The sequence below is a fragment of the Phocaeicola sp. ICN-14070 genome (assembly GCF_037892625.1).
GTDB lineage: Bacteria > Bacteroidota > Bacteroidia > Bacteroidales > Bacteroidaceae > Phocaeicola > Phocaeicola plebeius.
Genome location: NZ_JBBKBF010000018.1, coordinates 43,843 through 57,512, shown reverse-complemented (window position 1 = coordinate 57,512; position 13,670 = coordinate 43,843). Strand labels below are relative to the sequence as shown.

Genomic DNA, 13,670 nt, shown 5'->3' with positions numbered 1-13,670 from the left:
GATTTGCGTGGTTTTTACATTGGTATGCCCTAACATTTTGCTTACGGTATATATGTCTGTACCGTTAGCCAATTGTAACGTTGCATAGGTGTGGCGGAAGCAATGAAAGGTGATGTGCTTGGTAATCCCTGATGCTTTTACCCACCGTTCCAAAGGCCTAGATATCCATGAAGGGTCAGGCAGTCCGGCAAACACCAACAGTTCTCCGTCTTTCTTGCGCTCACCGCAAAGCTTGTATGCCTGTGGCGATATAGGCATGTATTCAACGCCCTTAGTCTTCTGCTGAGTGAAATTGAGACGGTACCCACCATTGTATTCTTCAACCTCTGACCATTTAAGCTTTTGAATATCGCTATGTCGCATTCCTGTCAGTGCAGAGAACAAGGCTGCCCGTTTTAGTATATCATCACACGGAGTCTTTGCCAATATATTAAGTTCTTCCAGTGACAGATACTCTCTTCGAGCACTCTGAAACATGATATTTTTAGCCTTGGCAGCAATATCACAATTCAGATAGCCATCCACGAAAGCTTGTTTGAGTGCCGCCTTGAAGATAGAGAAGTACGTCGATGCCGTATTCCTTGAAATAGTTCCTTTCTTAGAACCACCCTGCGGTGCCTTTATCAAGAAGGAACGGAATGCCTCAATATACTTCATGTCAATCTGCGAGAACTGTATGTAGTCACACTTGGCAAACATTGACAACAGTGTGTGCAATCTGCGCCAGTTGACAACTATCGATTCTGACGCAGTTTCCTCTCTTTCTTTGATTAACTTCTCAATATACTCCAGAACATTGCATTTTGAGCGTTCGCTTTGTTCTGCCATTTCCATTTGCTGGTCAGTAAAGAGAGCCATGTTGTCGTACTCTTTTTGACGCAGGACTCGAACGCCATCCGCATAAAGGCAAGTTTCCATATCTTGCTTGGATTTACACTGAATAACGCCATTGTCATCTCGCTTGGGCTTGTACTTTATTCTACCAGCAACGGCTCGCTCGCTTCGTCGTTTATCCCATATAGGGGTAGTAATAGACCTCCTGAGATATTCACGCACTCGTTTGGGTTTGTCATTTCCCGTCTCATAAACAGGATAAGCTTCAAGATAGATGAACCACTCATCTCTCCACTCACTTTTCTTTAATTTGACGGAGACTTTAGTATAATCTAATCTTTTCATAATGGTTTTATATCTTTATAAAGTTTGTCTATTGATTCCTTGTGAGCATACACATAATTACCGATTTGCCGGGTCGGTATTGAGTATTTTCGTATATGAGCATACACGGTGCTGTCATCCAGATGAAATTTCTTGGAAATCTCACCTATTGTATAGCAATCCTCTGGTTCCATGCGGTACATGGTAACTGGTTTCCTTGGCTTGGTGTCAAGCGGAGACTGTCTTAACGGAAACAGATTCATTAGTTCTCCTTTGCATACAAGTCGTATTCCTTTCTCTGGCTCAATGAAGGAAATCTTTTTCATGTAGATGAGCCTATAAATGGTTGAGCGGCTTGCACCAAACATAGCATACGCTTCCGTTATGCTGATATACTCTTTAGACTTGGGCATATTGCTTACAATCTTGTCCAGTTCAAGTTGGCGTTTTTCTTCATCATGCTTACGCTTCCACGCCACCTTGGAGCATTTGGGTGAACAATACCAGGACTCCAAAGTCCTTGCGAAGAACTCTTCTCCGCACACAGGACATTTCCGTACTATCTTATACTTTGCTACTGCCATAATTCATTCATTTTGTAGTTCTTAATATCTATTCTTCTCATCATATCTACTTTTTCTTACAGGTACAAATAAGGTACAGATGTTTATAATAATAACGCAAAGATAGCAATATTATTGTGTACGGCCAAAAACAAGAAAAGCGTGTAACTCATTGAGCTACACGCTTTCCATTTGATATTGTATTCTTATTTCTCTATGTGCTTATTTCACTTCCTCAAAGTCAGCATCCTGTACATTGTCATTGTTCTTGCTTGAACCCTGACCTGCATTGTTATTTGCCTGACCTGCGTTAGGACCAGCCTGAGCGCCACCTGTCTGAGCGTACATTTCAGCACTTGCAGCCTGGAATGCAGCCTGAAGTTCTGCGCTTGCAGCATCGATACCAGCCAAATCCTGAGCCTTGTGAGCGTCTTTCAGTTTCTGAAGAGCAGCTTCGATAGGAGCTTTCTTGTCAGCCGGAATCTTATCGCCAAGGTCTTTCAACTGATTTTCTGTAGAGAAGATCAAGCTGTCTGCCTGGTTCAACTTGTCGATGCGTTCCTTTTCTTTCTTATCAGCTTCTGCATTAGCTTCAGCTTCAGCTTTCATACGGTCGATTTCTTCCTTGCTCAAACCAGATGAAGCTTCGATACGGATAGCTTGTTCCTTACCTGTAGCCTTATCCTTAGCAGAAACCTTCAAGATACCGTTGGCATCGATATCGAAAGTTACTTCAATCTGAGGTACACCACGACGAGCCGGAGCGATACCTGTCAGGTTAAACTGACCGATTGACTTGTTCTGAGCAGCCATCGGACGTTCACCCTGCAATACGTGGATGGTAACTTCTGTCTGGTTATCAGCTGCAGTAGAGAACACTTCGCTCTTCTTGCACGGAATGGTTGTGTTGGCATCAATCAACTTGGTCATTACACCACCCATTGTTTCGATACCCAGTGTCAACGGAGTGACATCCAGCAATACGATGTTACCTACACCAGCTTCCTTGTTCAATACGGCACCCTGGATACAAGCACCTACGGCTACTACCTCGTCCGGATTTACACCCTTAGAAGGAACTTTACCGAAGAAGTCTTCTACCAGTTTCTGTACAGCCGGGATACGTGAAGAACCACCTACCAGGATTACTTCGTCGATATCAGAGTTGTTCAAACCTGCATCGCTCATTGCTTTCTTACAAGGTTCAAGACAAGCCTGAATCAAGTTGTGAGCAAGCTGTTCGAATTTAGCACGAGGCAAAGTCTTAACTAAGTGTTTAGGCACACCAGCTACCGGCATGATGTACGGCAAGTTAATTTCAGTAGAAGTTGAAGAAGACAATTCAATTTTTGCCTTTTCAGCAGCTTCCTTCAAACGTTGCATAGCCATCGGGTCAGTAATCAGGTCAGCACCTTCGTCATTCTTGAATTCCTGAACCAACCAGTCGATGATAACCTGGTCGAAGTCATCACCACCCAGGTGAGTATCACCGTTAGTTGACAATACTTCGAATACACCGCCACCGAATTCCAGGATAGAGATATCGAATGTACCACCACCAAGGTCGAATACGGCTACCTTCATATCTTTGTTAGCCTTATCTACACCGTAAGCCAATGCAGCTGCAGTCGGTTCGTTCACGATACGTTTTACATCCAGACCAGCAATCTGACCAGCTTCCTTCGTAGCCTGACGCTGAGAGTCAGAGAAGTATGCCGGAACGGTGATGACAGCTTCTGTTACTTCCTGTCCCAAATAATCTTCAGCAGTTTTCTTCATCTTCTGCAGAATCATTGCAGAGATTTCCTGCGGAGTGTACAGACGTCCGTCGATGTCTACACGCGGAGTGTTGTTGTCACCCTTTACTACTGAATAAGGTACACGAGAAATTTCTTTCTGAACCTGATCGTAAGTTTCACCCATGAAACGTTTGATAGAATATACTGTACGTTTCGGGTTTGTGATAGCCTGACGTTTAGCAGGGTCACCTACCTTACGTTCGCCGCCGTCTACGAAACCTACTACTGAAGGAGTGGTACGTTTACCTTCGCTGTTGGCAATTACCACCGGTTCGTTACCTTCAAATACTGCAACACATGAGTTTGTTGTTCCTAAGTCAATACCAATAATCTTTCCCATAATTGTATCTATTTTTATTATTTTCTAATTTGGTTTATTCTGTAACGCCGAAACGTTACGCCCTTTAAAAGACAAATGCCATGCCAGAACAAAAAAAAGCCCGTGCCAGCATTTTTTTCTGACACGGACTGCCATTTTGGCTGTTTTATGTGACATTCTTGTCTCACACATTCAGGTGAGACTGACAAAATCAGAGGAACTCACCCCAGAAAGGAGCTGACAAAAGTGGTTCTGTCAGGAAAGGAATCTGAAAGAACAATACAATTCCTATAGCCAGGGCAATCATCCACAACAATACCAGCACTACTTTCGTAGAGGTACCCATGGGCTTCCAGCTACCGAACGACTGCATGACGGCCTGAATCAGTCCGGCTACCGGGATACCGACAATCAGCAGACCGCATACGGTGAGCCCGACAATCATTCCCGGCATGGTGCACACACCACCCCAGTCTACCCAAGGCAATATATTATAGAAGAAGGCAGGCAGACTGACGATGACTCCCGTGGCGGCCATCAGCAGGGCAAACAAGACGATGAGTCCTACCAGCAGGAAAGGAGCACAGCATATCAGCAACAGCACCAAGCAAAGTTTCAGCAGGAAACCGACCACGGCTACCACCCCATTGCCAAACTTATGTAAGGCGGAGCGGGGCTGTTCTGAATGCACATACTCGTTTACCTTTTCAAAACCGTCGGTTACCGTCCGGCCGATGTTCTCCACATTGATGGGTTCTCCGCGCATCTGCAACTTTTCCGTAGCCGTATGTGCCAGCGGAATGATAATCCATGCCAACAGATAAGCCAGAATCAAACCATGAATAAAAAATCCAGCCAGAATAAAGACGATGCGGGTCCAGGTCACATCCCAGCCGAAATAGGCTGCAATGCCCGATACCACTCCACCCAGAATACGGTCGTCCGGATTACGGAACAAGCGGCGGCGGGTTTCCGTCGATTCACTATCGAAAGTCTTGCTGTTCGATGCAGACGGGTTACCTTCTTCTTCACCATTCAGTTCCTCCGGCTTTCCCATACGGGCAATTACCTCTTCCACCTCTTTAATAGTAATTACCTGTAATCCGCCACGCAATGCCTCATCAAACAGTTCGGCAATACGGGATTCTATGTCGCGCACAATCTCTTCCGCTCCTTCATCCTTACGGAAATGATAGCGGAGGTTGTTCAAATAATTATCCAGCAGGATATAGGCATCTTCATCTATATGATATACGGTGCCACCTAAATTTACAGTCAGTGTCTTTTTCATGTCATGTGATTTTTAAATGTTTTGTCTTAAATGATTCACCGTGTCGGAAAGTCCGTCCCAGGCACTTTCCAGTTCTTTCAGAAATTCCTCCCCTTCCGGAGTCAGTCCATAATACTTGCGGGGTGGTCCTTGCGTGGACTCCACCCACTCGTACGACAGGAGTCCGTCGTTCTTCAGGCGGGTCAGCAACGGGTAAAGCGTGCCTTCCACCACAATCAGCCGGGCCTCTTTCAGCTTCTGGATAATATCGGAAGAATAAGCAGACTCCCGGTGCAACAGCAACAGAATGCAATACTCCAGCATCCCCTTGCGCATCTGCGATTTTACATTGTCTACATTCATTTCATCTCATTTATCTTGTATGACACAAATATAGGTTTTATATTGATACTATGTATTGCAAGGTATTATAATTTCAAAACTTTTAACAAGTTTATGTTTCGATAAAACCCATACATACAAAAGATAAACTACTTTTGCAGAAAACACATTATAAAAAGGAAATGCCTATGTTTACGATTAAAAAAGCTACTCTTGCAGACATTGAAGTCATCCGGACGCTGGCGGCACAGACCTTTCCGGCTACCTACCAGCACATTCTGACTCCGGAACAGATTGATTACATGATAGACTGGATGTATTCCAGCGAGAGCCTGAGAAACCAGATGGAGAAAGAGCATCACATTTACTACATCGCTTACGAAGAATGTGAGCCTGCGGGCTATGTGTCCATCCAGCAGGAGGATACGGATTTGTTCCACTTGCAGAAGATTTACGTACTCCCCTACTTCCAGAAATACAAACTCGGACGGCAACTGTTCCAGCAGGCCATAAAGGGCATCAAGGAACTTCATCCGGAACCTTGCCGCATGGAACTGAATGTGAACCGGCAGAATCCGGCACTTGGATTCTATGAACACATGGGCATGAAGAAGGTGCGCGAAGGGGACTTCCCCATCGGCAACGGATATTACATGAACGATTACATCATGGGCATGGACATCTAAGGCTCCCCGCCGCCGTTTTCATCTCTTTGCTTTGCAGACGGGGATTCCTTTTACAGCTTGCAAAACAAAGAAATGAAAAACGGCACGGACATGTCGACCAGCAACCCATGGAAGATGGCAAGGGGCACCATTTCCTTTCCAGACACACGGATAATGGAGGGAAGGGCTACATCGACCGAGGTTACTCCGGCCACCGAAATAGGAGCCAGTTTCCCGAAGTATTTGCAGATGAAAGGAGCTCCCACCAGTGCCACCAGCTCGCGGATGACATTCGTCAGAAGTGCAATCGTGGCCAGTTCCGTAGCCAACTGTGCACCAAGGTCAGGGGTTTTAAGTTCCATAATCAGGATGGACGAAAGCGAATAATACCCCAGTCCACTGCCCACGGCCAGACAGTCGAACACACTCCAGCGAGTCAGCAGCACACTGACCAATGCCGAAAACAGCAGGGTTCCTCCGATGGTGGCCAGCGGTATCAGCAGCATCTTGGGACGGAAACCACGAAGCAGTTCCTTGAAATCCTCTCCCCCGCCAATGCTGACGCCTACCTGAAACATCAGAGCATACAGAATATACATGGACAAGTGGTGTGTATCTCCCAACTCCCATCCGGAAAAGTTCCACACGTAGCCTAGCACACAGCCTACAAAGAACATGGACAATACCAGCAAACTTCCTTTCATTTTTCACCTCCTTCCTTAAAGAACAACAGATATACCACGCGTGCCAGCAACACACTACCCGTAATGCCGGCCACACTGAGCAGCAATGCCTGTCCGCCGAAAGAACCTAAGTTTCCTACAATCAACGGATTGTAACCCACAGAAAGTCCTAACACGAACAACATCAGACAGATGGTACACGAGATAGTCAGATTCACTTTTCTCAAAAAAGCACACATACGAAGGCTATATCCTGCCAGAATACCTGCCAGGACAATCAATAAAATAATCCACATAACAAAATTGAGAATAAAAGTTTATAAGAAAGATTTCACACCACGTCAGGAAGACGCAACTTCCCGTGCCTTACAAACTTTCATGAAGAAATCCGCTGAACCAATGCGCACGGGCATGACATCTCCGGTAAAGCGCCGTACTGACCTTTATCCGAACTACCTTATGTTGCCTGCACATGTTCATACGCTGTATACTATATTCTAATCTGTGTAAGTTCTAACCCTAGTCTGTTTTTGTGAAAACGTAGAATATGTTTTTACGTTTCCCTGCCCTGAAACCAATGTTTCACTTTGCAGAGCCGTACGTTTCCCGGTCGGGAACCCTACGTTTCTCACGTGAGAAACCTACAAAAGTTCCTGAAAAAGCCACGTCTTCTTCAGGACGTTTTTACTTTATCGGCTTCCCAATTGCGCTGCAAAGATAACTCAAATTAAATCAATATGCAATTAATATGCAAAATTTATCACAAAGGGCCATCGGAAATACTTCCCGACAGCCCTTCACATCAAGAAAAAGTTGTTTTAACGACGCCCCGTGACTTGCAGATATTCTCTTTTTTCAGTTCATAATCCGTATAGCTCTCCACGTACTTGTCGCAACTCTGCTGATACAAAGTCTGTGCATCAAGCAAATCGCTCATCGTGCAGGTGCCTGCCTTGTAATAATCGGTATTCAGGCGGAGATTCTCGGTAGACTGCTCTATGGACAGACGGGCAATCTTCATCTGCTCGTATGCCTCGTTCACCCCGTTCCAGGCATTCTTCATGCGAATAACCAGCAGTTCTCCCTGGTCGGCCAGCTGGTTTTCCGTGTTCTTCACCTGAAGCTTTTCTTTCTTAATGGCATGGCTTCCTCCCCACCATCCGGTCAGGGGAACGGTCACCGTAGCAAATCCCACCCAGAAACGCTGGTCTTCCGGCAAGAAGTTATGGTATACATAACCTCCGCCAATGGCCACCGTAGGCAGGTTCTTCCCTACCGCCATCTTGTATTGCAAGCGGCTGGCCTTCACATTCTGCTGTAGCAAAGCATATTCGCTGGTAAGTCCCAATGCCGATTCCGGATCGCAATAAAGGCTGTCGGGGCATGCAGGCAGCTGAGCATCCACCGCAAAAGCCACGTCAAGGGTATCGGATGAAAGTCCGGTGTACTGTGCCAGCATATTCTGGGATACCGACAAGGCATTTTCCACCTGCAAACGAGTACTCTTTGTTTCATTCTGCCGCAATTGTACCTGAAGCAGGTCATTCCGCGTCACGATTCCAGCCTGTACCGAAGCTTCCACATCACTCAGGATGCGTGCCAGTTGGGCTTCGACCTTGGACAAGGTTTTCAGCTTTTCTTTCAGTATCACTACCCGCCAGAAATATTGTTCCGTGGTGAGGCATACTTCATTGTCGGATAAGTTCCGTTGCAGGCGTTTCACTTCCACTCCCACCTTGGCCAGCTGGTTTCCGTTCACAATCTGTCCGCCGGTGAACAACGGCAGGGAGGCACCGACTCCCCCTGCTATTCCGTTCTTCAGCATGGACATGTTCATGTCCGGTCCCAAACTCATCTGCATCAATCCTTTATCAGCCATGAAACCGGTTCCAGCCGCACTCACGCTCGGGAAATAATTGGTAAAAGCCTTTTTCTTGTCCTGCTTGGCCATTTCCAGTTCATTGGTTGCATTCTTCATTCGCACATTGTTTGTCAAGACAGCCTGAATGCATTCATCCAGCGTGTAGGCTTTCTGTCCGAAAGCCCCATTCATGCACGCCCCACCTATCAATAGAAAAGCTATTATTCTGTTTCGATTCGTTTTCATAATGATTCTTCTTTTGATTGATTCCTAATCACCTCATCAGGCTTTCTCCAACGCTTCCAGTTGGGCACGTTTCTGACTGCTTCCTCTGAAAATCAGCAGGTAAGCCACCGGAAGCACCGTCAAGAGGAAGAGCATGGTAATCAGCGTACCGTAACAAATCACCGTACCCATCGGCATCCAGAGTCCGCTCTTGCCCAATATCATCGGGATGACTCCCATGGAGGCAGCGGCCGAGGTCAGGAAGATGGGATGCATACGTCGGCGGGCAGAATGATAAATGGCATCACGCACACAGAGTTTCTCCGTAGCCCGAAGTTCCTCGGCATAGTCAATCATGATAATGCCGTTACGCACGATGATTCCCATCAAACTGATGATACCCAGTGTACAAGTCATACCGAAATCCACTCCTTGTATCAGTACACCCACTGCCGTACCGAACACACACAGCGTCATGCTGGCAAAAATCAGCAGAGCAATGCTAATACGCTTGAATGGTATAGATACCGTTCCGGCGTACCAGCTGTCCGTCTTTTACGGAAGGTACCACTTCTGCCACCTGCCGCAAGGGAACCTGCGTACCGCCCAATACCGGAATCAGTTCGTTTTCCAGATCGGAGAAACCGGCACAATCGGCTCTCTCACTTTTCAATGTCACAGGAATATCATAATCGCCTTCCCACACACTGGCCACCTTTATACCGTCGCCATAGCGCATGGCCAGCGTGCTTTCCAGTTGCACATTCTGTATGCCCAGACGAGAAGCCTCATCTTCTTTCAGCACCACCTTGGCCGAAGTCTGCGGTTCACTGAAGTTGGTCTGTGCCAGCCGTATTTCCGGCATCTGACGCAACATGCTCAGGTATTTCCCGGCCACGGTTTTCAGTGAATCCAGATTCTCTCCGCAATGAAGTGACGGAAGTCACCCGCGGGTCTTTACGGAACACATGCTCCATGGTATCGGCTGCCCAGGCCGTCTTTTCTACAGCCGAACCCGTAGGCAGATAGATTTCTACGGCAAACTGGTTACGGTCGGCCACCGGCATCAGTTTCTGCGGCAGTTTCCCCATCAGGAAGATACCCACCAGCACGGAAGCGATTCCTCCCAGCAAAGTAACATACGGATGGGCAAAGCATTTGTCAAGCAACTTATTATAATAGGTCTGCAGGAGTTCCATGAACGAGAATCCTTTTTTATGCGAAGGTATCGGCTTACGGATGAACCAGAACTGCATGAACGGTACCAGCAGCATGGCTACCAGCAAGGAGATGCCCAAAATCAGCGTAATGGACCAGGGGAAACTCAGCAGGAAGTCGTGTATCATGCCGGGAATCACAATCAGGAAGGGGAAGAATGTGATACTGATGGCCAGTGTAGCCGAGAATATGGATTTGAAGAAATGCGTGGCACTGAAGATAGACACATGCCAGCGCGACATTCCTTCGCCGATTTTCTCCAGATAACTGTCGATGATGACAATGGAGTTGTCCACAATCATTCCCAGCGTCACAATCAAGGCAGCCAGTGTGACGGTGTTCAACTCAATGCCAAAGGCATAGAAAAGCCCCAGTGAGATAAAGATAGTAATCGGAATGGTGGAAATACTGACATTCACCTCATACGACCGTGACAGCGGATTGGCTTGTACCCCCTTTTCCGTCACTACGCCTTCCGCCGTTGTTCCATTCAGAACCGGTGCCTCTATCACGGCTTTCTGTCCTCTTGCCACGCGCGCGATTTCCGTCTCCGGCACGGAAATCCGTACCTTCAGCCGATCGTCGGATACCAGTTTCAGCACCTGTACACCAGGCACCACGTTCTGTCCGACCTACAGACTCTTCTCGGCAATGACTCCGGAAAACGGAGCATACAGCTGACAGTCGGTCAGATTCTTCCTTGCCACTGCCTCCATAGACTGAGCCTGCTGCGGTGCCTGCTCTTTATTTCCACACCCTGACATCACAGTCAGAAACAAACAAACGGCCATCAGATAATTCTTTTTCATAAATTCTAAAATGTTTAGTATGTCTGCAATTTGTGAGCGCAAAGAAAAAGGCATTACATGAAATATCTGGCATACATACTACCTTGGAAGTGTTCTATTTTTCTATCCGGCCTTACTATCTTCCCTATAGCATACTCATCAGGAAAAATAGGACACTAAGAATTGAAAAACATTCTGTTCATTTGCAATCGAATAGATTAATCAAAGTTATGGAGAAAGAAATAGAACTCATCAGAATGTCCAGCACCGAAATCATGGAAAAGGTAGCTGCCTATAAAGACGAACAGATTATCATCTTGAACCAGGTAAATAAAGTAAATGAAACCGAACAGTATTCCTCCATACGGGCTGACTTTTTCCTGGCTATCTTATGTCTGAGAGGAAAAGCGTCCTTATCTCTCAACAACAATTCTTATGAAATCGGTCGGAATGATTTGATGATTTGTCACCCACAAACGCTGCTAAAACACGGTATGATAGGTGATGATTTTGAATGCTGCGGATTCTGTCTCTCACCAGAATATGCCAAACGTATTTTTGTGATGTCCACATCCGCAAACAACTGGTACTCACGCCTGTACCTGAAACAGCATCCTATCATTTCCCTGAACGATGAAGAAAGCCAGCTTTTCTGCCAGTACTATAATCTGCTGAATTCCAAACTGACAGGTACCCCTCACCGCCACCAGAAGGAGCTGATCAATGCCCTCCTGCAAGCCTTCATCTACGAGTTTCAGGATGCCATGGAAAAATACATCCAGCTGAAGCCCATTGCATTCAATTCATCCAACAATCTGTTCAATGCCTTCATGGAGCTGCTGATATCTTCTTACCCCAAGGAACGGTCGGTAAGCTACTATGCCAACCGGTTGTTTGTCACCTCCAAATACCTGTCGGCTGTATGTAAGGAAAATTCCGGTGAAACAGCTTCCGACCTCATCACCTGTTATGTCATGAAGGATATAGTGTGCCTGCTGAAATCTCCCGATAAGAGCATCAAGGAAATTGCCAATGAACTCAATTTTGCCACTTTGTCATTTTTTGACAAATACGTAAAAAGAAATTTAGGACTTTCCCCGAAAGAATACAGAGAGAAATTATCTCAACAAGAAAGAAATGTGCAATAACTTTCTTCATATATAAAAAAGATGTCCGCCCATCTCACAAAGATGACAGGCGGACATTTCTATTTTTCTACTATCCGGAAATTACTGATGCTGTTCACGCAGCAAATCGTTCACGGTCTTTACCGGATTGAAAGTGCTCAAAGGAACTTCCACGAACACGGTATTCCAGTCGCTCATTGAACCGTTCCACAAGCCCGGCAACTCGAGTGCCTTCAGGTCTTTTCCATTCTTAGACTTGTAAGAAATAAAGCCGGTAGCCTTGTCCACATGTTTCAGCAAGTCGAACTTATTACCCTTGTAGTCGCGAACGGCACATACCAAATCCACCGGATTGAAGTGTGTACCCTTTTCGAACATGGCTTTCTTTTCCGGGTCGTTCATGTCAATCTGCGAGCTTTCCAGAATCTGCAAAGAAATGGTTCCATCCGGATTATAGGCCAGGAACGGACCACCACCCGGTTCGCCCACATTCTTCACCATACCGCAAACGCGCATCGGACGATTCAGTTTCTTGCGCAGATAGATAACCAAATCAGCATCTTCCAGCTCTTTCAAGTCCGTTCTGCGGCAACGCAACTTCTGCTGTACGAAGCGGATAATAGTTTCCAGCTGTTCGTGGCTGTAATGTCCGCCATCCAGCAGTTCCAGGTATTCAAATGCCTGCTTCTGCAGCGTAACCAATACACCAGCCAACAGTTTCTTGTAAGTCACTGTATCAGCTTTCAAGCGGTCGGGCACCACATTATCAATGTTCTTGATAAATACGATATCGGCATCCAGGTCGTTCAGGTTCTCCATCAAGGCACCGTGACCACCCGGACGGAACAACAATTTACCGTCCTTGTCGCGGAACGGTTTGTTTTCCATGTCGGCAGCCACTGTATCCGTACTCGGTTTCTGTTCAGAGAAACTGATGTGATAAGTCGTACCATACTTAGCCTCATATTCGGCAGCCTTGGCAGCCACCAGTTTCTCGAACAATGCACGATGCTCAGTAGAGACAGTGAAGTGTACATTCACTTCCCCACTCTTTCCGGCCGCATACAACGCACCTTCTACCAGATGCTCTTCCAGCGGTGTACGTACGCCATCTGCATAACGATGGAACTTGAGCAGGCCTTTAGGCAGCGCTCCATAGTTCAGTCCGGCAGACTCCAGCAAGTTAGAAACCACCGCCTTGTAGTTATGTTCAGACAACAGGGCATTGATGTTCTTTCCTGTATTATCCAAACAAGCCGCATTCAAGTCATTGTAGAATGCAAAATCATGAATGTGGTCGAAGAATTTCTTCTCAAAGTCTGTAGTAGGTTTGTCATATTCAGCTCCCAAGAATTCGAACATATTCTTGAACATACGGCTGGCAGCTCCCGAAGCCGGAACAAACTTGACGATTTTCTTATCGCCTGCCTTGTATGCATCCCATGCGGCAAGATACTGTTCGCATTCTTTCTCATCGGCTTTCATAATACCTCCGTTTTCTACGGAAGCAGCTGCTGAAAGCTTCAAGAATGGAAACCCCTTTTCAAAACAAGCCAACTGTTCGGCAATCTTTTCTTCCGAAATGCCCTTCTTGGCCAACAATTCTTTGTCCTCGTGTGTTAACATATTAACTCTTTATTTAGGTAATGAAT

Annotated in this window: 11 protein-coding genes and 3 pseudogenes; 2 read left to right on the top strand and 12 right to left on the bottom strand. The window is 46.3% G+C overall.

Translation table 11 applies throughout. The features are described 5' to 3' along the window. From WKT20_RS07275 to WKT20_RS07255, 5 genes are all read right to left on the bottom strand, one after another. Window positions 1-1,179, bottom strand: a 1,179-nt coding sequence (locus WKT20_RS07275; RefSeq protein WP_340417105.1) for a site-specific integrase, incomplete at its 3' end; no start/stop codon positions are given. Continuing rightward, window positions 1,176-1,742 carry a hypothetical protein gene (locus WKT20_RS07270; RefSeq protein WP_005812876.1) on the bottom strand — a complete coding sequence of 189 codons (567 nt, stop codon included), beginning with the start codon at window positions 1,740-1,742 and terminating at the stop codon, window positions 1,176-1,178. The genes WKT20_RS07275 and WKT20_RS07270, both read right to left, overlap by 4 nt. A 201-nt stretch (window positions 1,743-1,943) precedes the next feature. Then, window positions 1,944-3,860 carry a molecular chaperone DnaK gene (gene dnaK / locus WKT20_RS07265; protein ID WP_340417104.1) on the bottom strand — a complete coding sequence of 639 codons (1,917 nt, stop codon included), beginning with the start codon at window positions 3,858-3,860 and terminating at the stop codon, window positions 1,944-1,946. Window positions 3,861-4,050: 190 nt separating this feature from the next. Continuing rightward, window positions 4,051-5,130, bottom strand: a complete 1,080-nt coding sequence (locus WKT20_RS07260; RefSeq protein WP_117700645.1) for a PspC domain-containing protein — start codon at window positions 5,128-5,130, stop codon at window positions 4,051-4,053. 12 nt (window positions 5,131-5,142) lie between these two features. After that, window positions 5,143-5,472 carry a PadR family transcriptional regulator gene (locus WKT20_RS07255; protein WP_007563549.1) on the bottom strand — a complete coding sequence of 110 codons (330 nt, stop codon included), beginning with the start codon at window positions 5,470-5,472 and terminating at the stop codon, window positions 5,143-5,145. 167 nt (window positions 5,473-5,639) lie between these two features. On the opposite strand from WKT20_RS07255, the gene WKT20_RS07250 reads away from it, so the two are divergent. Continuing rightward, window positions 5,640-6,137: a GNAT family N-acetyltransferase gene (locus WKT20_RS07250; RefSeq protein ID WP_117700668.1), complete on the top strand. Its 498-nt coding sequence runs from the start codon at window positions 5,640-5,642 to the stop codon at window positions 6,135-6,137. A 50-nt stretch (window positions 6,138-6,187) separates the two neighbouring features. On the opposite strand, the gene WKT20_RS07245 is transcribed toward WKT20_RS07250, so the two are convergent. The 6 genes and pseudogenes from WKT20_RS07245 to WKT20_RS07225 all read right to left on the bottom strand — a co-directional run bounded on the left by WKT20_RS07245 (window position 6,188) and on the right by WKT20_RS07225 (window position 10,912). Continuing rightward, window positions 6,188-6,820, bottom strand: coding sequence for a lysine exporter LysO family protein (locus WKT20_RS07245; protein ID WP_007563544.1), 633 nt, complete (start codon window positions 6,818-6,820; stop codon window positions 6,188-6,190). After that, window positions 6,817-7,095: a LysO family transporter gene (locus WKT20_RS07240; RefSeq protein WP_278453835.1), complete on the bottom strand. Its 279-nt coding sequence runs from the start codon at window positions 7,093-7,095 to the stop codon at window positions 6,817-6,819. Before WKT20_RS07240 ends, WKT20_RS07245 begins: the two co-directional genes overlap by 4 nt. A gap of 522 nt (window positions 7,096-7,617) precedes the next feature. Further along, window positions 7,618-8,906: pseudogene (locus WKT20_RS07235) on the bottom strand (TolC family protein). A gap of 36 nt (window positions 8,907-8,942) precedes the next feature. Next, window positions 8,943-10,516 (bottom strand): annotated as a pseudogene (locus tag WKT20_RS07230) (efflux RND transporter permease subunit); the annotation flags it as partial. Between the two features lie 45 nt (window positions 10,517-10,561). Further along, window positions 10,562-10,705, bottom strand: a pseudogene (locus WKT20_RS18315) (HlyD family efflux transporter periplasmic adaptor subunit); the annotation flags it as partial. 30 nt (window positions 10,706-10,735) lie between these two features. Next, a complete protein-coding gene (locus WKT20_RS07225; RefSeq protein WP_340417102.1) occupies window positions 10,736-10,912 on the bottom strand; it encodes a hypothetical protein in 177 nt (58 codons plus the stop codon). Between the two features lie 209 nt (window positions 10,913-11,121). Here WKT20_RS07225 and WKT20_RS07220 point away from each other — a divergent pair, with 209 nt between their 5' ends. Then, entirely contained in the window at window positions 11,122-12,039 is a 918-nt protein-coding gene (locus WKT20_RS07220; RefSeq protein ID WP_340417101.1) for an AraC family transcriptional regulator, read from the top strand. A gap of 81 nt (window positions 12,040-12,120) precedes the next feature. On the opposite strand, the gene WKT20_RS07215 is transcribed toward WKT20_RS07220, so the two are convergent. Beyond that, window positions 12,121-13,644: a DUF4301 family protein gene (locus tag WKT20_RS07215; RefSeq protein WP_117700641.1), complete on the bottom strand. Its 1,524-nt coding sequence runs from the start codon at window positions 13,642-13,644 to the stop codon at window positions 12,121-12,123. Window positions 13,645-13,670 lie beyond the last annotated feature (26 nt).

Bases quoted from the DNA above. Each gene is read 5' to 3' on its own strand.
- WKT20_RS07225 (WP_340417102.1), bottom strand. From the start codon at position 10,912: ATGAAAAAGAATTATCTGATGGCCGTTTGTTTGTTTCTGACTGTGATG.
- WKT20_RS07245 (WP_007563544.1), bottom strand. From the start codon at position 6,820: ATGAAAGGAAGTTTGCTGGTATTGTCCATGTTCTTTGTAGGCTGTGTG.
- WKT20_RS07240 (WP_278453835.1), bottom strand. From the start codon at position 7,095: ATGTGGATTATTTTATTGATTGTCCTGGCAGGTATTCTGGCAGGATAT.
- WKT20_RS07260 (WP_117700645.1), bottom strand. From the start codon at position 5,130: ATGAAAAAGACACTGACTGTAAATTTAGGTGGCACCGTATATCATATA.
- WKT20_RS07250 (WP_117700668.1), top strand. From the start codon at position 5,640: ATGTTTACGATTAAAAAAGCTACTCTTGCAGACATTGAAGTCATCCGG.
- WKT20_RS07220 (WP_340417101.1), top strand. From the start codon at position 11,122: ATGGAGAAAGAAATAGAACTCATCAGAATGTCCAGCACCGAAATCATG.
- dnaK (WP_340417104.1), bottom strand. From the start codon at position 3,860: ATGGGAAAGATTATTGGTATTGACTTAGGAACAACAAACTCATGTGTT.
- WKT20_RS07270 (WP_005812876.1), bottom strand. From the start codon at position 1,742: ATGGCAGTAGCAAAGTATAAGATAGTACGGAAATGTCCTGTGTGCGGA.
- WKT20_RS07255 (WP_007563549.1), bottom strand. From the start codon at position 5,472: ATGAATGTAGACAATGTAAAATCGCAGATGCGCAAGGGGATGCTGGAG.
- WKT20_RS07215 (WP_117700641.1), bottom strand. From the start codon at position 13,644: ATGTTAACACACGAGGACAAAGAATTGTTGGCCAAGAAGGGCATTTCG.